Source organism: uncultured Apibacter sp. (genome assembly GCF_946479295.1).
GTDB lineage: Bacteria > Bacteroidota > Bacteroidia > Flavobacteriales > Weeksellaceae > Apibacter.
In genome coordinates this window covers 25913-47455 of the sequence record NZ_CAMLFD010000010.1, presented here as the reverse complement: position 1 = coordinate 47455, position 21543 = coordinate 25913, and the positions used below count along the sequence as shown (strand labels likewise).

At 25.0% G+C, this 21543-nt stretch carries 17 protein-coding genes; 15 read left to right on the top strand and 2 right to left on the bottom strand.

Translation table 11 applies throughout. The features are described 5' to 3' along the window. Positions 1–3 precede the first annotated feature (3 nt). Entirely contained in the window at positions 4–1002 is a 999-nt protein-coding gene (locus Q0T35_RS07455; protein WP_293918104.1) for an ABC transporter ATP-binding protein, read from the top strand. 91 nt (positions 1003–1093) lie between these two features. Here Q0T35_RS07455 and Q0T35_RS07450 read toward each other — a convergent pair whose 3' ends face one another. Further along, positions 1094–2263 (bottom strand): PatB family C-S lyase, encoded by a 1170-nt coding sequence (locus Q0T35_RS07450; protein WP_295841624.1) that lies wholly within the window; start codon positions 2261–2263, stop codon positions 1094–1096. Between the two features lie 449 nt (positions 2264–2712). Here Q0T35_RS07450 and Q0T35_RS07445 point away from each other — a divergent pair, with 449 nt between their 5' ends. Continuing rightward, positions 2713–2895, top strand: a complete 183-nt coding sequence (locus Q0T35_RS07445; protein ID WP_295841622.1) for a hypothetical protein — start codon at positions 2713–2715, stop codon at positions 2893–2895. A 180-nt stretch (positions 2896–3075) separates the two neighbouring features. Here Q0T35_RS07445 and surE read toward each other — a convergent pair whose 3' ends face one another. Continuing rightward, positions 3076–3852 (bottom strand): 5'/3'-nucleotidase SurE, encoded by a 777-nt coding sequence (gene surE / locus Q0T35_RS07440; protein WP_295841619.1) that lies wholly within the window; start codon positions 3850–3852, stop codon positions 3076–3078. A gap of 154 nt (positions 3853–4006) precedes the next feature. On the opposite strand from surE, the gene Q0T35_RS07435 reads away from it, so the two are divergent. The 13 genes from Q0T35_RS07435 (at position 4007) to Q0T35_RS07380 (ending at position 21389) form a co-directional block, all read left to right on the top strand. After that, positions 4007–6103 carry a carboxy terminal-processing peptidase gene (locus Q0T35_RS07435; protein WP_295841618.1) on the top strand — a complete coding sequence of 699 codons (2097 nt, stop codon included), beginning with the start codon at positions 4007–4009 and terminating at the stop codon, positions 6101–6103. Between the two features lie 104 nt (positions 6104–6207). Next, the gene (ppk1, locus tag Q0T35_RS07430; RefSeq protein ID WP_293918111.1) at positions 6208–8265 is read left to right on the top strand and encodes a polyphosphate kinase 1; all 2058 of its coding nucleotides are present in this window, start codon (positions 6208–6210) and stop codon (positions 8263–8265) included. Next, positions 8265–9149, top strand: a complete 885-nt coding sequence (locus Q0T35_RS07425; protein WP_366519855.1) for an exopolyphosphatase — start codon at positions 8265–8267, stop codon at positions 9147–9149. The genes ppk1 and Q0T35_RS07425 overlap by 1 nt, the downstream gene beginning before the upstream one ends. Positions 9150–9526: 377 nt before the next feature. Further along, a complete protein-coding gene (locus Q0T35_RS07420; RefSeq protein ID WP_293918113.1) occupies positions 9527–10312 on the top strand; it encodes a polysaccharide biosynthesis/export family protein in 786 nt (261 codons plus the stop codon). A 12-nt stretch (positions 10313–10324) separates the two neighbouring features. Continuing rightward, the gene (locus Q0T35_RS07415) at positions 10325–12733 is read left to right on the top strand and encodes a polysaccharide biosynthesis tyrosine autokinase (protein ID WP_295841616.1); all 2409 of its coding nucleotides are present in this window, start codon (positions 10325–10327) and stop codon (positions 12731–12733) included. A 141-nt stretch (positions 12734–12874) separates the two neighbouring features. After that, entirely contained in the window at positions 12875–14323 is a 1449-nt protein-coding gene (locus Q0T35_RS07410) for a lipopolysaccharide biosynthesis protein (protein WP_295841614.1), read from the top strand. Between the two features lie 568 nt (positions 14324–14891). Continuing rightward, complete coding sequence (locus Q0T35_RS07405) at positions 14892–15206, top strand: beta-1,6-N-acetylglucosaminyltransferase (protein ID WP_295841612.1); 315 nt, start codon at positions 14892–14894, stop codon at positions 15204–15206. Between the two features lie 72 nt (positions 15207–15278). Further along, the gene (locus Q0T35_RS07400) at positions 15279–15521 is read left to right on the top strand and encodes a hypothetical protein (protein ID WP_295841610.1); all 243 of its coding nucleotides are present in this window, start codon (positions 15279–15281) and stop codon (positions 15519–15521) included. Positions 15522–15527: 6 nt separating this feature from the next. Continuing rightward, a complete protein-coding gene (locus tag Q0T35_RS07395) occupies positions 15528–15671 on the top strand; it encodes a hypothetical protein (RefSeq protein WP_295841608.1) in 144 nt (47 codons plus the stop codon). Positions 15672–15865: 194 nt separating this feature from the next. Continuing rightward, positions 15866–16084: a glycosyltransferase gene (locus Q0T35_RS11165; RefSeq protein ID WP_366937733.1), complete on the top strand. Its 219-nt coding sequence runs from the start codon at positions 15866–15868 to the stop codon at positions 16082–16084. A gap of 185 nt (positions 16085–16269) precedes the next feature. Beyond that, the gene (locus tag Q0T35_RS07390; protein ID WP_295841606.1) at positions 16270–16470 is read left to right on the top strand and encodes a hypothetical protein; all 201 of its coding nucleotides are present in this window, start codon (positions 16270–16272) and stop codon (positions 16468–16470) included. Between the two features lie 2412 nt (positions 16471–18882). Further along, positions 18883–20007: a glycosyltransferase gene (locus Q0T35_RS07385; protein ID WP_295841604.1), complete on the top strand. Its 1125-nt coding sequence runs from the start codon at positions 18883–18885 to the stop codon at positions 20005–20007. A 29-nt stretch (positions 20008–20036) separates the two neighbouring features. After that, entirely contained in the window at positions 20037–21389 is a 1353-nt protein-coding gene (locus Q0T35_RS07380; protein ID WP_293919382.1) for an exopolysaccharide biosynthesis polyprenyl glycosylphosphotransferase, read from the top strand. Positions 21390–21543 lie beyond the last annotated feature (154 nt).

Below are 21543 nucleotides of genomic sequence, written 5' to 3'. Positions count from 1 at the left end.
CCTTTGAAAACAAAAACTAAAACTGTATTAAGATTAGAAAATCTTTCAATCGGATATCGATCGCCGATTCTTAGTAATATTAATACATCCATAAAAAAAGGAGAAATATTATTGCTTACAGGTAAAAATGGTTGTGGTAAAACAACTTTATTAAAGACAATTTATGGAGAAATTCCCTTATTAAAAGGCAATATAATAATTGAGGAAAAAAATGTATCTGAAATTTCAAATAATGAAATTGCAAGATATATTGCGGTAGTACTTTCTAAAGCTCTCAATAATCCAAATTTGCGAGTCTTTGATTTAATCATTTTAGGTAGATATCCGTATAAAACTTGGTATCAACGACTTTCGAAAAAAGAGATGGAAACTATTGAGCATGTTATTCATATTTTAGGGTTGCATAACTATAAAGAGTATAACATTAATAAACTGTCCGATGGTAATTTGCAAAAAGTTATGATTGCTAGAGCATTAGTACAGGATAGTCCTTTGTTAATACTAGATGAACCAACTTCTCATTTAGATATGGAAAATAAGTTGGAATTGATGAAAATAATTAGAAATTATGCTAATGAAAAGGAAAAAGCAATTTTATTTACCTCTCATGATCTGGCACTGGGTCTAACAGTTTCGGATAAATTATGGTTTATTAAAGATAGTGTCTTATATGCAGGGTATACTGAAGATATTGCTAAAAATCATAATATATTTAATTATTTTGTTACAGGTGATATGTTTTTTAATTATCAAACAAACGAATATAACTTTTTGTATTCCGATAAAAAGAAGGAGGTACAATTAATAGGAAATTCACAGGCAATGTATTGGTTGAAAAAGGCTCTGGTAAAAAATCAATATACTATTTCTGATCAAGCGCCTATTCGTATATCAGAAAAAAAATCCATATATCATTTAATTGATAAAAATGAAACAATATACACTTTTACATTTATTGAAGAGCTTATAAATTTTCTACGTTTTCATTCATTCAATAAATAGAAGGAGCAAATAATAATTCAATTTGGTAAATCAGGGAATTATTATTGATGAAATATTATAAGGTTTTTACGCTTGTTTTTTATTTAACGAATTAATTTAACGCATTCACTAATTGTTTTATAGCTTTTTCCAATGTTGAACGAGGACATCCTACATTCATTCTCATAAATCCATTTCCTTCTTTTCCAAACATGGCACCATCATTTAATGCTAAATGGGCTTTATTTATAAATAATGAATTTAATTCTTTTTGAGAAAGTTTTAATTCTCTACAATCCAGCCAGATAAGAAATGAAGCTTCGGGAATTATAACTTTAATTTTTGAAGAATGTGTTTTAAGATATTCATCAACAAATTTTATATTTTCTTCAATATATGTCTTTAACTCATTCATCCATTCTTCGCCTTTTTCATAAGCTACTTGTAAAGTTAAATAGGAAAATATACTCCCTTGATTAAGTTCATTAGAGATTAAATATTGATGGTAACGTTCTCTTAAATTTTTATTTTTTATAATAGAGTAGGAGGTAACTAATCCTGCAATATTAAATGTTTTAGAAGGTGCATTTAATGTAATGCTATTTTGTTCTGCTTCATTAGAAACAGTTGCGAAAGGAGTATGTTTATTTCCATTAAGTACCAAGTCCGAATGTATTTCGTCTGAAACTATCAATATATTATTTTTAGAACAAATTTCAGCTAGTTTTTTCAATTCATCTTTATTCCAAACTCTACCTCCGGGATTGTGCGGATTAGATAATAACAATAGTTTGCATTTATCAGTTATAATTTTTTCCAATCCTTCAAAATCCATTTTGTATTGATTCCCATCTAAAATTAATGGATTATTAACCACTTCTCTTTCATGGAGCTGGGTGACGATTCTAAAGGGATGATAAACCGGAGGTTGTATTATAACTTGATCTCCTTTTTCAGTAAAAACGTCTATGATAAAAGCAATTCCTTTAACAATACCAGGTAAATAGCTAATCTCTTCTTTATCTATTTTCCATTGATGTTGTTTCCATTGCCAATTAATAATTGCCTGGAAATATTCTTTAGAAACAAAAGGATACCCGAATATACCGTTTTTTGATCTTTCAATCATAGTCTCAACTAATTCCGGAGGAGATTGAAAATCCATATCGGCAACCCAAAGTGGTATTAAATCATCTCTACCAAACCTTTCTTTTAAAACACCAAACTTTAAAGAATCAGTATTTTTTCTCTCTATGATTTGATCAAAATTATATTTAGTCATTTTCTATTATTTATACAAAAATATGAGTTTTATTTAAATTTTTATCAGAAAAATTATTTGATTTTATCTTGTGCAAAATTGTTGATCAATAATAATCTATTTTTTATCTTAATATAGTTTTAAATAATATTATTTTATGATAACGGTTAAACAAATGTAAAATGATTTAATTATATAAAAATGATAAATTTTAAACGTTATGAATTTGATTTATGTAAATTAAAATGAAAATTTAAATCATGAGTTTAGATTATTTTGTTAAGCTTTTTTCAGTTTCATTTAATATTTTTTTCTTTTGACTTATTTATTTCATATCAAATCCAGATGAAATAATACATAGAACGTTTATTGAAGATAAATTTATTTCAACAATGAATCGGTTGATTGAGAATAAAATAAAAAATATGGATAATCTCAACATTAAATTTATCGCCTAACTTACTAAAATTTTGGTATCCGATTTATCGGAAAAATTTGTTGATAGTTTTATGGACACTTATATTCATGTAAAAGATTATGGTTATTTTTCAACAATAGAAATAAATTGCGGAAATGATTGGATGACTATAGGTATGGGGGTATTGAATAGAATATTTTTATTTCCAAAAGCTGAAAGGAACTTGAAACATTAGAAATCAATACAAAAATTAATGATTGTATGGAGTATTTTACTTTTTATTATTTAAAAAAGCAAATAATATTATGCCTGCTATGGCAAAAATACAAATTCCAATAACGACTATCATATATTAATCAATTACTTTCTTTTATAACATTTTAGTATATTGAATTTATAGTAGAAATAAATTTAATTATTTCAATTCAAAATTCCATTGTTTTATTTTTTCAATAAAATGAAAAGCTGTTAGATCAAATTGTACCGGAACAATGCTTATATAATTATTATTCAACGCCCATTCATCTGTGTCATCCCCCTTATCCATATTACACCATTTACCGGTCATCCAATAATACGTTTTTCCTTTAGGATCAATTCTACGTTCAAATTCTTCATCCCAATGAGCATTTGCCTGTCTACAAATTTTAATACCATGGATTTCTTTTTCTTCCGCTTTAGGAATATTCACATTTAAAACTATTCCCTCAGGTAAACCATTTTTTAAAATATTTTCACAAATAGATTTAATGTATTTTCTTGCAGCCTTAAAATTAGCTGTATCCGAAAAATCACAGAGAGAAAATCCTACTGAAGGTATTCCTTCAATTCCACCTTCAATAGCAGCAGACATAGTTCCTGAATAAATTACATTAATTGAGGAATTAGAGCCATGATTAATGCCAGAAACACATATATCTGGTTTTCTTGGTAATAGTTGATCGACGGCTAATTTTACACAATCAACGGGTGTTCCGCTACAAGCCCATTCTCTTTGAGTATCATTTTCAATAAATATTTTTTCGGCTCGAATAGTGGAATGAATGGTTACAGCATGTCCCATTCCACTTTGCGGTTTATCTGGAGCAACTACATAGACTTCCCCAAGTTCTTTCATTATATCAATGAGCTCACGAATGCCAGGGGCGTGAATCCCATCATCATTGGTTACTAATATTAAAGGCTTTTCCATTGAATTTTAATAATATTTCAAAATTTATAACAAAACTAAGATTTTTCCTTGTAAAAATATATTATCTTTGAATTTATTTTTTAAAATTATAAATAATATACATAACCCGATGCTTAATTTAAAAAAAACCTGGATATTTTTATCTCTATGTTCCATGAGTCTATTGGTGTTTTGCTTTAATGCTTCTTCTCAGGACGATAGGGAAAAGGAAATATTTAAAAGAGTTAAAGAAGTACTGCTTTACAGTTATTCACCTAAGGATTTAGATATATCTTATTCAAAGGATGTTTATAAAAAATATATAGAAGATTTAGATCCTTTCAAAAGGTATTTTTTAGAATCAGATATGGAGGAATTTTCTAAATATAAAGATAAAATGAGTGATATGTTTATTAGAAATGATGTATCATTTTATCATTTGAGTATTGATCGTTTGTATAAAAGGATTAATGAAACTGAAGAATATGTAAATGATATTTTTAGTAAGCCAATAACTTTTACTAATGACGATTATTTTTATACCGATGATAAAAAAAGAAAATTTCCTAAGAATAAAGATCAGGCAAAACAATATTGGAAGTCATATATAAAATATCGAATTTTACAAGAAATATTTAACGGTCAAAAAGAGAAAGATAGTATAAATGACGTTAAGGAGTTATTAGAGAATTCTGATAAAGATAAAGACTCTAAAAAATTAAATAAGGCTAAAACTAAAGAAGAATTACAAAAGGAATCTGTTAAAAAAGTCCAAGAAAATTTATCAGAATATTTTAGGCAGGTAAAGTTGAGAAAAAAATCGGATTTATTCTCCATTTTTGTAAACGCTTATACGGAAGTATTTGACATTCATACAACTTATTTTTCACCAAAAGATAAAGAAAACTTTAATTCGTCCATGAGCGGTAAAATAATTGGTATCGGAGCTACCTTACAAGATGTTAAAGGATATCCAACAATTAGAGAATTGGTAATAGGCGGTCCAGCATGGAAATCTAAAGAAATTGAAGCAGGAGATAAAATTATCAAAGTACAACAAGGCAAGAAAGGAACCCCAATTAGTGTTGTAGGAATGTTGTTAGATGATGCCATTCGATTAATAAGAGGTGAAGAAAAAACTACTGTTGTATTAACTATTGAAAAAAAAGACGGAAGTACAAAAACGGTTTCATTAGTAAGGGAAGAAATTGAAATTCAGGAAACCTTTGTTAGAAGCGCTATTATTACTGACGATAAAGGGAATAAATTTGGTATATTGTACTTACCCGAATTTTATGTAAACCTGGAAAATAACAGTAAGGGGCGAGATTGTTCCGATGATGTCAAAAAGGAAATTCTTGAATTGAAAAAACAGGGTATTATTGGATTAATTATGGATGTTAGAAATAATGGCGGAGGTTCACTTTCCGAAGTTGTGGATATAGCCGGTTTATTTGTAGGTAAAGGCCCTGTGGTACAAGTTAAAGATGCAAGCGGAGAAATTAAAGTTTTGAAAAGTAAAGAAAAAGATATTGTATGGGATGGTCCTTTAATTTTAATGACTAACGAACTTTCAGCCTCTGCTTCTGAAATTCTTGCCGGCGCAATGCAGGATTATAAACGAGCAGTTGTAGTCGGTCCTTTACAAACGTATGGTAAAGGTACTGTACAAACTATTATTCCTTTAAATAGATTTGGTATGGAAGATGATAAATTCGGAGCTTTAAAAATAACGATTCAAAAATTCTATAGAATAAACGGTAGTTCTACACAATTGAAAGGGGTAACTTCAGATATTATCATCCCTGGTATTTTTTCTTATTCCGATATATTTGAAAAATCACAAGAGTTCGCCTTACCTTGGGATCAAATTCCTTCTACTAAATACACAATTTGGCAAGGTACTCCTAAAATTGATTATCAATATTTAAAGTCACAGAGTGAAGAGAGATTAAAAGGAAGTACTTATATTTCATCTATAGAGAAAGCCGGTAAATGGACTAAAGAATTAGATAAAATAGATAAAATTCCTCTTAAATATGAAAAATTTATGCAGGAAATGACTAAAAGAAGAGATCAAGGAAAAATATTTGAAAAAGAAACAAATTTTGATGCCAAAATAAAAGTTGAAGCTCCTGATTATGAACTCGTCAAATTTAAAACAGATACTGTCCTAAAGGCTAAACGGAAAGATTGGTATAAGGGAATGAAAAAAGATTTTAACCTTAGAGAATCTGTTAACGTTTTAAATGATATTATTAGCAGAAAATAATAGAATAATGTCAAAACAATCCATAAATTTTATGGATTGTTTTTTTTAATCCGTTTGATAATAAAGTAAATTTTCAATTATATAATATATCAAATTTTTAAGTCATGGATAAATCCAATTATCGTTACATTAATAGAGAAATAAGTTGGCTTAAATTTAATTCTCGAGTGCTTCAAGAGGCAATGGACAAGAAAAATCCTTTATTGGAAAGATTACGTTTCTTAGGAATATATTCGAATAATTTGGATGAATTTTATAAAGTGAGATATGCTTATATAGCAAGAATGGTTCAATTCAATAGGAAATATAATAATATAGTTGAAAATCAGGAAGATGTTAACCTGTTGGAAGAAATTAATATGACGGTTGCTCATCAACAAGAAAAATATGATAAATTATATGAGCAAATAATTAGAGAGCTGGCAAAAGAAAAAACTTTATTAGTAGATGATAAGACTTTGCCTGAGTCGTTAAAATCTTATGTTCAAGATTTTTTTGAAAATAAACTAAGTCATAATTTAACTATCTTATATTGGAAAGAAGGTGATAAAACCATTAATCTTAGAGACAATGTTTTTTACTTAATAGTTACCATGACTAAAAAGAATGGTAATCAACAATATGCCCTCATTGAAGTTCCTTCAGATAGATTTTCTCGATTTTTAGTGTTACCGGATATTAATGATAAACATTATGTTATATTCTTGGAAGATATAATTCGCTATCACTTAAAAGATATTTTCCAATTTTTTAAGTTTGAAACTATTGAAGGAAAATCTATAAAATTAACAAAAGATGCTGACCTATCCATTGATAATGATGTGCAAGTTAGTTATGTAGATAGTATAGCTGTAGCTTTAAAAGAGAGACTAAAAGGGTTACCTGTTCGCTTAGTATATGATAAAACTATTGATTCCAAAACTCTTCGTTTCCTAAAGAAAATGTTCGATCTTGATGAATTTGATAGTTTGGCGCCTGGAGGTAAATATCATAATAAAAAAGATTTTATGAAATTTCCTACTTTAGGTAGAAAAGATCTTGAATATAAAAAAATTGAACCGGTAATTCCTAAAATTTTAAAAGGAGAAAAAAATTATTTTAAAGCATTTGCCAAAGAAGACACTTTATTATATGCACCATATTATGATTATTCTGTTTTTTTAAAATTTTTAAGAGGGGCAGCTATAGATCCTAAAGTAAAAAAAATAAAGATAACCATTTACAGAGTAGCTAGTGATTCTCAAGTTCTAAGCGCAATTCTTAATGCTGCAAGGAATGGAAAAGAAGTAACTGCAGTCTTAGAACTTAGAGCGAGATTTGATGAAGCACATAATATAAAATGGTCAAAACAACTTCAGGATGAGGGAGTAAAAGTTATTTTTGGAGTCCCAGGTTTAAAGGTTCATTCTAAAATAGGAATTGTTGAAAGAGAACCTCAAAGGGGTGCTGCAACTAAATATGCATTTATATCAACAGGAAATTTTCATGAAGGAACAGCAAGATTGTATACGGATTTTACACTTTTTACAGCTAATGAAGTTATTGTAAAGCAAGTAGATCAAGTATTTGATTTTTTTAATGCGAATTATTTAGTTAAGCATTATAAGGATATTGCTGTAAGTCCATGGGGAATTCGTCGTAAATTAATTTTAGGTATCGAACGGGAAATAAAAAATAAAAAAAGTGGTTTGCCTGCACAAATTAATATCAAGGTAAATAGCATATGCGATAAAGAAATAATAGATCATTTATATGAAGCAAGTAAAGAGGGAGTGGAAGTTCGAATGGTAGTCAGAGGAATTTGCTCAATAATCCCTCAAGTTCCAGGACTAAGTGATAATATAAGAATAATTAGTGTTGTAGATAAATTTTTAGAGCATCCAAGGGTATATTGGTTTAAAAATGGAGGTGATGATTTGATATATATTTCTTCAGCAGATATTATGGCAAGAAATTTAGATCATAGAGTTGAAGTTGCTTGTCCGGTAAGCAGTTTAAAAAATAAACAAGAAATCATGAAGATTTTCGAACTTGGTTTTAATGATAATGTTAAAGGACGTTTGATTAAAGAAGGTTTTGAAGAACCTTATCAAAAAAATAGAAAAAGAAGAAACCGTTCTCAAGAAACCATTTATCAATATATTAAAGAGTTAAATAAATAATGAATATAGCAACGTATGCCGCCATAGATATAGGTTCCAATGCAGTTAGACTACTCATAAATACCATTTATGATAACAAAGGAACCATAACATTTAATAAAACAAGTTTAGTACGTGTACCTATTAGATTAGGTCAAGATGTTTTTACTGATAAAAAAATATCTAAGAAAACAATGATTAGATTAAATGAGGCTATGACGGCTTATAAACTCTTAATGAATGTATATAATGTTGATAAATATAGAGCTTTTGCAACTTCAGCTATGAGAGAAGCTTCTAATTCGAAGGAAGTTATAGATTTTATAAAAGACAAAAGTGGAATTAAAATAGATATTATATCTGGAGAGGAGGAAGCTAGGATTATATTTAGCTCGGAACTTAAAAATTTTCTCAATTCGGATAATTATTATTTATTTGTAGATGTAGGGGGGGGGAGTACGGAAATATCATTGTTAAATAAAGGTAAAGTGCTAGATAGTCAGTCTTTTCCAATTGGTACGGTGAGGTTGTTGGATAAAAAGGTTGATGAAAATTATCTTATAAATGTTATTAAACCTTGGGTAATGAAAATAACTGATAGAAAATCTGTAGATCTAATAGGTTCGGGAGGAAATATTAATTTTATATTTAAAAACTCCGGAAAAAAAGAAGGTAAATTTCTTTCTGCCTCCTATATACATCAAAAATATGAATTATATAAGAAATTAACTTATGAAGAAAGAATTGAAAAATTTAATATGAAACCAGATAGAGCTGATGTAATTGTACCTGCCCTGTTAATATATAGTTCAATAATGAAATTCGCTCATTCAACGCGTATCCATGTTCCTAAAATTGGAGCTGCCGATGGAATGATAAATTTAATGTATAAAACAAAAAAATAAATAATAAAATTTAATATATTTATTTTATATTTATAGTTTAATAAATATAAAATAACATATGTTTTTTTAATTTTATTAATCTTTTTATTATAAGAATTAATATTAATATATATGCTTTTTTTGTATAAATTATAGAAAATTTAGCTTAAAAAATAAAATATATTTTGAAATTATTAATAAAATAAACTATTTTTGGCTTCCTAAAATAAGATATATGCTTTTTAAGAGATTTATATTATATTTATTAATGAATAATTATTGATAAAATACAGGTTGTTTGCAAATATTAAAATATATTGAGTAAAAAAATGTCCTTAATCATTCTAAATATATCTATTTATTTTTCAAATATATTGAAAGTTATAAACTAATAAAAGATGAAAAAAACTAGTTCTTATTTGGTTTCTTTACTAATTTTGTTTTTAATTTTTAGCTTAATATCTTGTGCTTCAAAAAAAAATCTTTATTATTTCCAAGGAGATGAGACGATTTTAAATGAGGTTTATAAATATACTCCAACATTGAAACCGGATGATATGCTAATTATAACAGTTTCAGCATTAGATTTAGAATCAACATTACCATTTAATCAACAAAGTCCATATAATACAAATGCTTCCGGTTCAGAAAGCATAACATCAACGAATCCGCGATTAAAAACATATTTAATCGATGAAAATGGGGAAATTGATTTTCCAGTTCTTGGAAAAATAAAATTAGGGGGATTAACTCGATCTCAAGCTATGGATTTTATGAGGAACAAATTGAAAGTCTATATAAAAGATCCTTCAGTAAATATACATATTTCAAATTTTAGAATTACAGTTTTAGGTGAAGTATCGAAACCGGGGACATATACACTTTCCAATGAGAAAATTACTTTATTGGAAGCACTAGGGTTAGCTGGTGATCTAACCATATATGGTAAAAGAAAAGATATTATTGTAATTCGTGATAAAGATGGAAAAAAGATATTTACACATGTTGATTTGACATCTAATGAACTTTTTAAATCTCCGGTTTATTATTTATCTCAAAATGACGTGATTTACGTTCATCCTAATGGAGCAAAAACTAACTCTTCAGCGTATAGCGCAACTACCTCTGTTTTTATATCTTTAGCGGGGATAATCATTTCGGTTATATCTGTTCTTACACGTTAATAAGTTTATATTATGGAAAAAAATGCTAAAAGCTCATATTCGGAAAATGAAGAAGAATTAGACGTAAAAGAAATAGCTTTATATTTCTTAAGATATTGGAGATGGATAATCCTTTCAATGATTTTAGCAACCGGATTAGGATATTTATATCTACTATTTACTCCAAAAAAATATCTGTCAGAGTCTAAAATACTTATAAATACCGGCAATCATGAAAATTTGATCATATCAGGTTTAACTAATAATATGTCTGATTTTTCCGATTTATCAACTAGTAAATTAGATGATTGGATAGAGATGTTAAAATCGCGTAGATTGGTTTCTAAAGTTATTGATAAGTTAGATCTTAATGTACAATACAATGAAAAAAAAGGTTTTATATCTAAAAATATATATAAAGAGGATGCAAGTGTTTATATAAAATTTGTTGATGAAAAATCCAAGTTTTTAATAAACAAATCGATATATCTTGAGGTTACTGTTAATAAAAATAATCAATTTATTTGTAAAGATATTACAACTACAGAAACGATCAAAGGCAATTTTGGTGAGCCGGTTAAATTTGCATTTGGAGAAATAATTTTCCTACGTAATCCATTATCAGAATCTGGAGATAAAATTTTTATAACAATCAAACCACTTATCGAAGCTACTTTAAGCTATATTAATTCTATTGAAGTAGAAATTGCTTCCAAGAATGGAAATATAATAAATTTAGGTTTGAAAAGTATTTTGCCTGAAAATGCTAATAAAGTAATTGATCTTTTAGTTACACAATTGCAAGAGGATATTATTGACGATAAAGTTAAAATAGGTCAAAATACAATATCATTTATAAATGACAGATTATCATTAATCTCAAAAGATTTGAGCTCTACAGATGATAACATGGAAAAATATAAATCAGGTAAAAAAATAGTTGATGTAGAGACAGAAGGCCGAAAAGAAGTTAATGAATCTTTGAGATTAGAGGAACAATTAAAGCAATACTCCATACAATTAAATTTAATTGATTACATGGAAAACTTTATCTCTTCCAATAATAATTCTTTACTACCTTCAAACATTGGACTTACAGATGCTTCATTGATTTCAGCCACACATGAATTTAATAAATTAGTACTTGAAAGAGATAAATTGCTAAAAAGTTCAACCGATGAAAACCCTATGGTAAAAAATTTAGATATACAGATTCGTGATTATAATAATAATTTGAAACAAAGTTTAAGAAATTATAAAAATTCTACAAGCATTGCAATTGGAAATTTGCAAAAGCAAATAGGGCAAGTTACAAATAAGATTTCAGAATTACCAGCTAAAGAAAGAGGTTTTAAAGATATTTTTAGAAAACAACAAACTATAGAAGCATTATATTTATTATTACTAAAGAAAAGAGAAGAAACAGAAATTGCAACGGCCTCAACTCCAAATGTAGTAAAAATTGTAGATAAAGCTTTTTATTCTAAAACACCAGTTTATCCGAAGTCCGTAATTATTATTTTTATATCGGCTATGATAGGATTGATTATTCCTATGGGAATTATATACTTATTTTTCTTTTTTGATGATAAAATTAAATCAAAAAAAGATATAGAAAAATTTGTTGATAATTTACCTTTTATTGGATATTTACCTAAAGCAGATACTAATACGGGTATAGTTGATATTCAAAGTATTAATTCCTCTTCTGCCGAGGCATTTAGAATATTGCGTACTAACGTTAATTTTTTACTTGCTAATAATGAATCCCTTACAAAATGTGTTTACATTACATCAACAATAAGTGGAGAAGGAAAAACATTTGTATCAATAAATTTGGCTTTTACATTGGCTTTAGCTAGTAAAAAAATATTGTTAATTGAGGCTGATATTCGTAAGCCTAAAGTTAGAGATAATCTAGGTATTTTAGGTAAATATGAAGGTATTTCTGAATATTTATCAATGAATGGTGAAGATGAAGACTTTGATTTTTTATCATCTAAGATAATACAGGCTACTTACCCATTTATTAAACAATTTGCTACACCTTTAAATGTTGATATACTTCCTTCGGGAAAAATTCCTCCTAATCCTGCTGAATTATTAATGAACGGGAGATTTGCTCATATTATTGAATATGGGCGTAAAAATAATTATGACTATGTTATTGTGGATACACCTCCAGTAGGGGTAGTAACAGACACTCTATTAATAAATAATTATTCTGATTTAGTTGTGTTTTTAATACGTGCGAATTATTTGAAAAAGAAATTGTTAGAAACTTTAGCTCAACTTATAAAAGATGGTAAATTTAATGATCATAAAACAGCTATATTAATTAACAATGTAGATTCAAAAGGTGGAGATGAATATGGACATAAATATGGTTATTCTGAAGAAAAAAATATATGGTTTAGAAAAATTGTTAAAAAATATATATAATATAGCTTAAAATATTATTATTTTTTTTATAATTATAAGAGCTATTAGAAACTGACTACTAATTTATAATTAATGCATAATAATAAACGTATAATAAAAAATACGCTTTTTCTTTATATCCGAATGTTATTCACTATTATAGTGAACTTATATACATCTCGTTTAATATTAGATATTTTAGGAGTAGAAGATTATGGAATATATAATATTGTAGCCGGTGTAATAATTATGTTTAGCTTTCTAAATGCTTCAATGAGTGGTGCTACATCAAGATTTTTAACTTATGAACTTGGAAAAGGCGATAAAAATATCTTACTAAAAACATTCTCAGCTTCTGTAACCGTACATATTATAATTGCGTGCCTTATTTTTATTTTAGGAGAAACTATTGGCTTATGGTGGATGAACAATAAATTAGTAATTAGTTCAAATAAATTAAGTGCAGCGCAATGGGTATATCAATTTTCAATTTTCAGCGCAATGATTGGTATTGTACAAGTACCCTATAATGCAATGATTTTTGCATATGAAAAAATGAATATTTATGCAAGTATAGAAATATTAAATAGTCTATTGAAATTATGTATTATTTTATTATTAAGCGTTATCAATTACGATAAACTAATTTCATATGCGTTTTTAATATTATGTGTTTCTTTTGTAATAACTATTATTTATATAATTTCATGTTTAAAATTAATAAACTTTTATAAATTTAAACTTGAATGGGATAAGGATATTATATATCCCATATTAAATTTTTCAATTTGGGATTTATATGGAAATATGAGTGAAATAGCTAAAACTCAAGGAGTAAATATGCTACTGAACTTGTTTTTTGGTGTATTAATCAATGCAGCTTATGGAATAGCAAACCAAGTTCAGGGTGCAGTTAGTAGTTTTTCTTACAGTTTTTTATCAGCGGTACGCCCTCAGATTGTAAAATATTATGCGACAGGTGATATAAATGAAATGAAAAATTTAATGAATAATTCATCAAAATTTGCTTTTATACTAATATCTATTTTAGTATTACCTATCATCTTAGAAGGTAATTTCATATTACATTTATGGTTAAAAGAAGTTCCCAATTATGCATTAATCTTTTGTCAATTAAATCTTATTACAAGTTTGATTTATGCATTAGGTGCCCCCATGATTTTTGCCATTCATGCTACTGGAAAAATTAAAAGTTTAAGTTTTATTTCAGGAACTATTTATTTATTAGTTATTCCAATTTCTTACATTTTCTTTAAAATGGGATATTCTCCAACTATACCTTATATTTTTAATTTAATATTAATAATTTTTTGGTATTTTACAATTACAATAATTTTAAATTATTTAATACCTAATATTTCATATAGCTTTACATCCTTAAAAAATATAGTTTTATGCTCAATTATAATTTTATTAGTTTCTTTAATTTTAATTTATGCTCATATAAATTTTTCTGAAGGTTGGATAAGATTAATTTTAGTATGTTTTTTAACATTATTGTTAATACCATTATTTAGTTATTATCTATTATTTAATAAAGCTTCAAGGAAAAAAATAATAATATTAGTTATTGATAAATTTAAAATATAAAATAATATAAATTAAAATTATTGTACTAAGCCAAACCCTAATGTGTTTATTAATATAAAATTGTGATTGAATATATGAAATTTAATGTTTATAATAACAAAATTTAATCAGTTTTTAATTATCTTTATCATTAATTTATGAATAAGTGTTTTTAATGTTTTTCACTTAATTATAAGCTTATAAGTTGATTTTATATTTAAAAAATTTAATTTTTAGTTAAGTAAATTGAATATTTAAAAAAACATATGATTATACATAAAAATTTGTAAGGCATAAGTAAAAATATATTAAAAAAATTACCGCTAATCCAAATGAATAAATCAAATCAACCAAGTTTTATACCTTAATACAAAAATGCTTCATTAAGGTATAGGATAAACCAAAAAAAATAAAAATTAACATTTTATATGAATACTTTGTAATGGTACACTTAAAATATTATAATTATTTTCATTACTGGAAGATTATTTAGGCTAGATAAATTATTCATATAACAATATAAATAAGGTAAATGATAGATTATTTTGTATTTAACTATGCCTTTTAAAATTTAAATAAATATTGTTTTATGAAGCAAGCTATATTAATTATTGGTTATAAATCTATTGATAATATAATGAGAATTATAGATTATTTTGATGATAATTTTCAATTTTACATTCATATTGATAAAAAAAGTAACACTGATTTAACTCCACTTTACACGATTAAAAATAAAACTATTAATATTTATAAAGAATATAAAGTATATTGGAGTGGTGTGTCTATAATTAAAGTTTCATTATTTTTAGTTAAAAAAGCTCTTGAGGATAAAAATAATATTTATTTTCATTTAATTAGTAATCAAGATTTTCCAAATAAGCCAGTTACCCATTTTTTTTAATTAGCTGAGGAAGGCAAGAATTATTTAGTCTATGAGGAGTTACCAAGTAAAATATGGGATGGTAATGGTGGCTTGGATCGTATTTATTATTATCATTTTTCTGATAATTTTAATGCAAGAAAATATGGAATTGATCGGTTATTAAGATTTTTAGTTTATCTTAAAAAGTTATGCGGTATAAAAAGATCTTACTCATCTATTTTACCTAAATTATATGGAGGAAGTAATTGGTGGAGTTTTACCAGAGAAGTATTACAATATGTAATCAACATAAGTGAAAATGATTCTTTTTTAAAAAGAATAATTATACAATAGCATCCGATGAAATTTTTTTCAAACAATATTGGTAATTCTAATTATTTAAAATCCATTAGTAATAAAAATTTAAGTTATGTTGACTGGGAATTAAGAAATGGAAGTTCACCGGCATTTTTAGACCTATCTGATTATGATAAAATAATATAATCGGAAAAAATATTTGCTAGAAAATTTAATAATATTTCTGAGGCTTTACTTGAAAAATTAATCAAGGTAAATAAGAATGACAATGATTTTGAAATATGATATTTAAAACATTTTATTTTGTAAATAATATTATAAAAATATATTAACGAAAATACAACATGTAAAAAATAAAATAATATTATGATAAACTAACAATAATAATTTCCCATAAAAATGCTTTTAAATATCTTCAAAGATGTTTAGATTCAATACCAGAAAGAGAAGATATTCAGATTATAGTTGTTGATGATAATAGTGATAATATTATTGTAGATGATTTTCCTGGCATAAATAAAAAAAATATCGAAATATATTTTACTAGGGAAAATAAAGGCGCTGGGATATTCAAGAAATTTAGGATTATCTTAAGCTAAAGGCAAGTGGTTACTATTTGCATATGCAGATGACTTTTTTAATTTAGGATTTTTAAATGTATTAGATAATTACATTGATTCAGATAATGATATTGTTTATTTTTCAGCAAATAGTATAAATATTTATACCGGGAAAAAATTACATAGGAATAAAAAATTAGCAGATACTCTTACTGAATATTTAAATGAAACAAAAAAATAAAGACATTTTAATTTATAGAAATTGGGAGCTATGGAGTAAAATGTTCAATTTAAATTTTATTCAAAGAAATAATATAAAATTTGAAGAAGTTAGAGTAGGTAATGATGCATTATTTGTTATAAATGCAGGAATGCTAGCGAAGAAAATAAATGTTGATATAAGTGAAATTTATTGTGTAACTTAGAATAAAAGAAGTTTAATATTTATTGTAGATGAAGATTTATTTGATGCAAGGTTTTTATCAAAAATAAAAATTAATAATTTCCTTTCAAAACTTAACAAAGAACAGTATAAACTTTCACTAGGATCGGATATCGTTGCCTCTTCACGTTATGGTTTAAAAAAAACAATTAATTTTATTAAAATAGCTAGAAAAAATAATAATAAAATTTTTTATGTTTCAGTAAAAGCCATTATCGATAAATTATTTTAATTTTAAAAATAAAATTAAATTGTTTAAGAAAATTACTATTTTTGAACTGTTAGTACTTAATAGTAATTAAAGCAGTTAAAAGAGACAAATAAAAATTTATGTTATTATCTAATTCTTATAATAATTTTACATACTATAAAAAATAATTTAAATTGTGTATTAATTGAAATATTAATGAATATCATTTTATGGTTATCTATTTAATAAAATCAATCTTATAACCAATTTTAAATGCAATTTTTAGCTGATATTTGAAAATAATTATAAATTAAAATCATAATAAACAATGGGGTATAAGAAATCTATAAAAATATTTTTAATTTTTACATTTTTAGTTAATATATTTTGCGCTAAAATCGATATATGAGGTAATAAGTAATAAAATCATTTTTTTATTATAACTAAAAATAATATAATTTTTAAACTTAAATTATAATTAAGGAACTATAATTACTCAATTTTGTAATATATAGTATTTTGATTTATACTTTATTCTTGCTATTGCAACATTTTGATTTTTTATATATTAATAAATTGACTACATGAAAATTTTAAAAGAATTATGTATTGTTATTTTTAGATAATTTTATTAATATTTTAAACTTTTATTATATAATTAATTAATATTTTATTTTTTTTCTAGATTTAGAATTAATTTAAATATATATAAGTATAAATTAAAAAAATAATCAAAATTTATTTATTTAATAATTTTCTGTTTATAAATTTTTAATAAATTATGCTAAATTTAAAAAAAATATATATTAAATTAATTTTAATTTTTTTAATAATATTTCCCAAAGGAGGATTTAAAATAGGAGATATTCCTATAACCTGGGGATATTTACTACTACTATTTTCAATACCACTATGCCTATTGAAAGGATTAAAATATATAAATAGAAATAGATTTAGAGTATTCATTTTAACCTTACCATTTATTATTTACTCTTCTATATTATTAATATTAAGATTTAATAGTGATAATCTTGGATTTACTTTATCTTTTTGCTTAAGTATCTTATTTTTACCTTTCATTTTTTTAATATTATATAGTAAAATATTAGATAGTAAAATTTTTAATGATATTTTTCCTTTTATTTTATTGTGGGGAATTAGGATTGTAATTGTATTTGGTTTATTTTTATTTTTATATAAGAAATATTTTAATCAGACTTTTGAAATTCCTTATTTAACTGTAAATATTGATGATGATATGGAGCAAAAGAATAATAATAGGCAAGGCATATCAAAGCTCTATTCAACATATAATAATGGTAATATTTATGGGATATGTATGCACATAATAACTCCTTTATACTTAATGTATGAAAAAAAAAATATTTTTAAGGTTTTATTCTTATTAACATTATTTTTAACCTTATCTAGGACAATTTGGATTGGCGTTCTTATAGAGTATATATTTTTTTTTATAAACAGCTTTTTAAGACGCAAAAATATATTTTTAACAATTATCTCTGGATTAGCCTTAATTTCAGGTTTTCCTTATTTATTAAGCTTTATGAATAAAGATGTTAATTTTATAATGGATAAAGATTTAGGTGGGAGATTATATTTGTTTGATATATTAAATAATATATCACTATTTGGAAGTGGATCGTTTAGGGGCATTTCTGAAATAGTTTATTTATCCATAATTCAAACTTTTGGGCTTGTTGGTTTTATATTGTTTTTATTATATTTATTTGCTCCGATAATAATTTTTAACTTTACGAAAACTCGCAATAAATTATACTTAGGCTTATTAACTTATATTTTTCTTTGTATGTCCGATGGAGCTATATTATTGATACCAGTAATGTGTTTCTACTGGTTCGTTGCTTCATATATGTTTAAGAAAAAATTATAATGAGTAAATAAAATAATATCTTTTTTAATTAATGAACTTTTATTAAAATAATATTTTATTTTTTTAATACAGATTTTAAAGTATAATATAACTAAAACATAAAATAATAAATAAATTAATTTAAAAAATTAAAAAAAATTTACATTTAAAATTTCATAAATTATCGAAATAAATACATGGCAATTTTATTCAATAAAAATTATTTCAATCAGTTACTTTATAAAATTTTAATATAAATTTATAAATTTTTCATATATTGCAGCTTCTAACAACTAGTCACTCATTGTCCTAATATGAATAAAGCATTAGTCCACGATTGGTATTGTACTATTGGAGGCGGAGAAATGGTAGTAAAAACTCTTAATGAGATTTGGGATGATTTCGATCATTTTTCTTTAATAGATACTTTTGATGATATAAAAAGGAAAGAAATACTGAACGGTAAAAATGTAACCACGAGTTTTATACAAAAACTACCCACTGCTAAAAAAAATCATAGAAAATTTTTACAATTTTATCCACATGCTATTGAGCAGTTAAATATGAGCAAATATGATTTAATTATTAGCTCTTCGTCATCAGCGGCAAAAGGAGTTCTTACTACAAGCAATCAACTACATATATGTTATTGCCATTCCCCTGCAAGATATGCTTGGGATTTATATCAACAATATTTATTAGAAACAGGTTTAAATCGTGGTTTGTTTGGGTTGTACGCCAAGTATATACTTCACAGATTTAGACTATGGGATGTAATTTCTTCTAATAGAGTAGATTATTTTATATCCAATTCAAATTATATAGCCAAAAGAATAAAAAAAATTTATAATAGAGAAGCTAAAGTAATATATCCGCCTATTGATACGGAATTTTTTAGCTATTATGATAAAAAAGATGAATTTTATTTAGCGGCTTCAAGGATGGTACCTTATAAAAAAATGGACTTAATCATAGAAACATTCAATAATATGCCTGATAAGAAATTAATAGTAATAGGAGATGGTCCTGATTTTAATAAAAATGAGAAATTAGCAAAAGATAATGTTGAATTGAAAGGTTTTGTTTCGCGAGAAGAATTAAAATTTTATTTACAAAGAGCTAAATGTTTTGTATTTGCTGCAGATGAAGATTTTGGTATGTTGCCGGTTGAAGCACAATCTTGTGGAACTCCAGTAATAGCTCTAGCTAAAGGAGGAACACTTGAGACAATTATACCCGAAGTTACAGGCATATTCTTTAAAGATCATAATATTAATAGCTTAAAAGCTGCTGTTGAGAGATTCTCCGAAATTAAATTTGATTCTCAAAAAATAAGAGATCACGCATTAAACTTTTCAAAACAAAAATTTAAAAATGAAATGAAAAAATTCGTAATAGAAAAATATGAAAAATTTTTAACTTCAAAATCAATAAGATAATCAATATAATAACATGAATCTATTTTAAAATGAATCCATATAAAGTGTTTATACCAGTGATTCAATTTATAATTGATATTTTAATTATAATTTATTTATTCTTTAAATTTTTAAAATTACAATATGAAATCCATGACGATGAAGATAATATAATATTATTATTAGAAAATCATTACAAAGCACTATTTCTTTTTATAGCAAGCTGGTATTTTATTTCAGAAAAAACAGCCTTATATAAGATAACTAATAGTGATTTTTTAGAATTAATTAAAAAGATTATTGCACAAATATTTATTTTTGCTATCATAGTATTTGCTATTTCAGGATTAAAAAGTAGCTATTTATTTGATAATAATATAGCTATATATTTTAATATTTCAATTTTGATATTAATAGCAATTGTTCATATGGTTGCATATCATTACCATAAACAAAAATTATCAAGAGCAATATTTATTGATTCCAATAGCAATACCGATATTGTGATTAAGCATTTATCTACGGAAAGAAAGATTGAAAATTTTGGAAAATTCATTAAACATCCTATTCAAAAAAATCAATATAAATTTGAATATGAAAAAATAAATAATTTTATCGAAGATAATAATATACAAAATATATTTTTGTCATTAAATGGAGAATTAAGTAAAGAAGTTGAAAATATATTATTTAAATTTTCTGATAGTAAATATTTAATTTATATAATACCTGATTTTTCCTATGAATTTTATAAAAATTCTTATTTATGCTATTATGGAACATCTCCAATCTATTATTACAAAAAAAAATCGAATTTTCTTAATAGGATTTCTAAAAGGTTATTTGATATAACATTATCATTGTTTATTATAATATTTGTACTAAGTTGGCTAGTACCCATATTATCGCTCATAATTAAGCTTACCTCTAAAGGACCGGTTATATATAAACAAGAGAGAATAGGATTAAATAGTAAGCCATTTAAAATAATGAAATTTAGATCCATGTATATAGATGCAGAATATGAGGGACCTAAATTATCATCTGAATCCGATCCTAGAATAACATCTATAGGTAAAATAATGCGAAAATATCGAATAGATGAATTTCCACAATTTATAAATGTACTCAAAGGTGATATGTCTATTGTTGGTCCACGTCCGGAAAGAAAATACTTTATAGATAAAATTTCGCAAATAAATCCAAATTATAAAAAATTACATAAAGTAAAACCAGGTATAACATCAATAGGTCAAGTATATTTCGGTTATGCAGAAACAGTAGAAGAAATGGCTCAACGTTTAAAATATGATTTATTATATCTTCAAAATTATAATTTCTTATTTGATATTAAAATCATATATCTAACAATGGTTGTTATAATTCAAGGAAAAGGAAAATAAATTTAATATATGCTGTTTTTTATAATAATGAAATAAAATAATAATTATTAAAAAAAATAAATAATAAATATTGTGATTTTTATATTCATCCATGTTGGTATATACACTTATTTATATAATAAAATATAGATATTTAAATGTTTTTTATATTTTA

Excerpts from the sequence above, each read along its gene's own strand:
- Q0T35_RS07380 (WP_293919382.1), top strand. The coding sequence starts at position 20,037 with ATGAATCCATATAAAGTGTTTATACCAGTGATTCAATTTATAATTGAT.
- ppk1 (WP_293918111.1), top strand. The coding sequence starts at position 6,208 with ATGGATAAATCCAATTATCGTTACATTAATAGAGAAATAAGTTGGCTT.
- Q0T35_RS07425 (WP_366519855.1), top strand. The coding sequence starts at position 8,265 with ATGAATATAGCAACGTATGCCGCCATAGATATAGGTTCCAATGCAGTT.
- Q0T35_RS07385 (WP_295841604.1), top strand. The coding sequence starts at position 18,883 with ATGAATAAAGCATTAGTCCACGATTGGTATTGTACTATTGGAGGCGGA.
- Q0T35_RS07390 (WP_295841606.1), top strand. The coding sequence starts at position 16,270 with ATGAAACAAAAAAATAAAGACATTTTAATTTATAGAAATTGGGAGCTA.
- Q0T35_RS07435 (WP_295841618.1), top strand. The coding sequence starts at position 4,007 with ATGAGTCTATTGGTGTTTTGCTTTAATGCTTCTTCTCAGGACGATAGG.
- surE (WP_295841619.1), bottom strand. The coding sequence starts at position 3,852 with ATGGAAAAGCCTTTAATATTAGTAACCAATGATGATGGGATTCACGCC.
- Q0T35_RS07415 (WP_295841616.1), top strand. The coding sequence starts at position 10,325 with ATGGAAAAAAATGCTAAAAGCTCATATTCGGAAAATGAAGAAGAATTA.
- Q0T35_RS07420 (WP_293918113.1), top strand. The coding sequence starts at position 9,527 with ATGAAAAAAACTAGTTCTTATTTGGTTTCTTTACTAATTTTGTTTTTA.
- Q0T35_RS07405 (WP_295841612.1), top strand. The coding sequence starts at position 14,892 with ATGAAGCAAGCTATATTAATTATTGGTTATAAATCTATTGATAATATA.
- Q0T35_RS07395 (WP_295841608.1), top strand. The coding sequence starts at position 15,528 with ATGAAATTTTTTTCAAACAATATTGGTAATTCTAATTATTTAAAATCC.
- Q0T35_RS07450 (WP_295841624.1), bottom strand. The coding sequence starts at position 2,263 with ATGACTAAATATAATTTTGATCAAATCATAGAGAGAAAAAATACTGAT.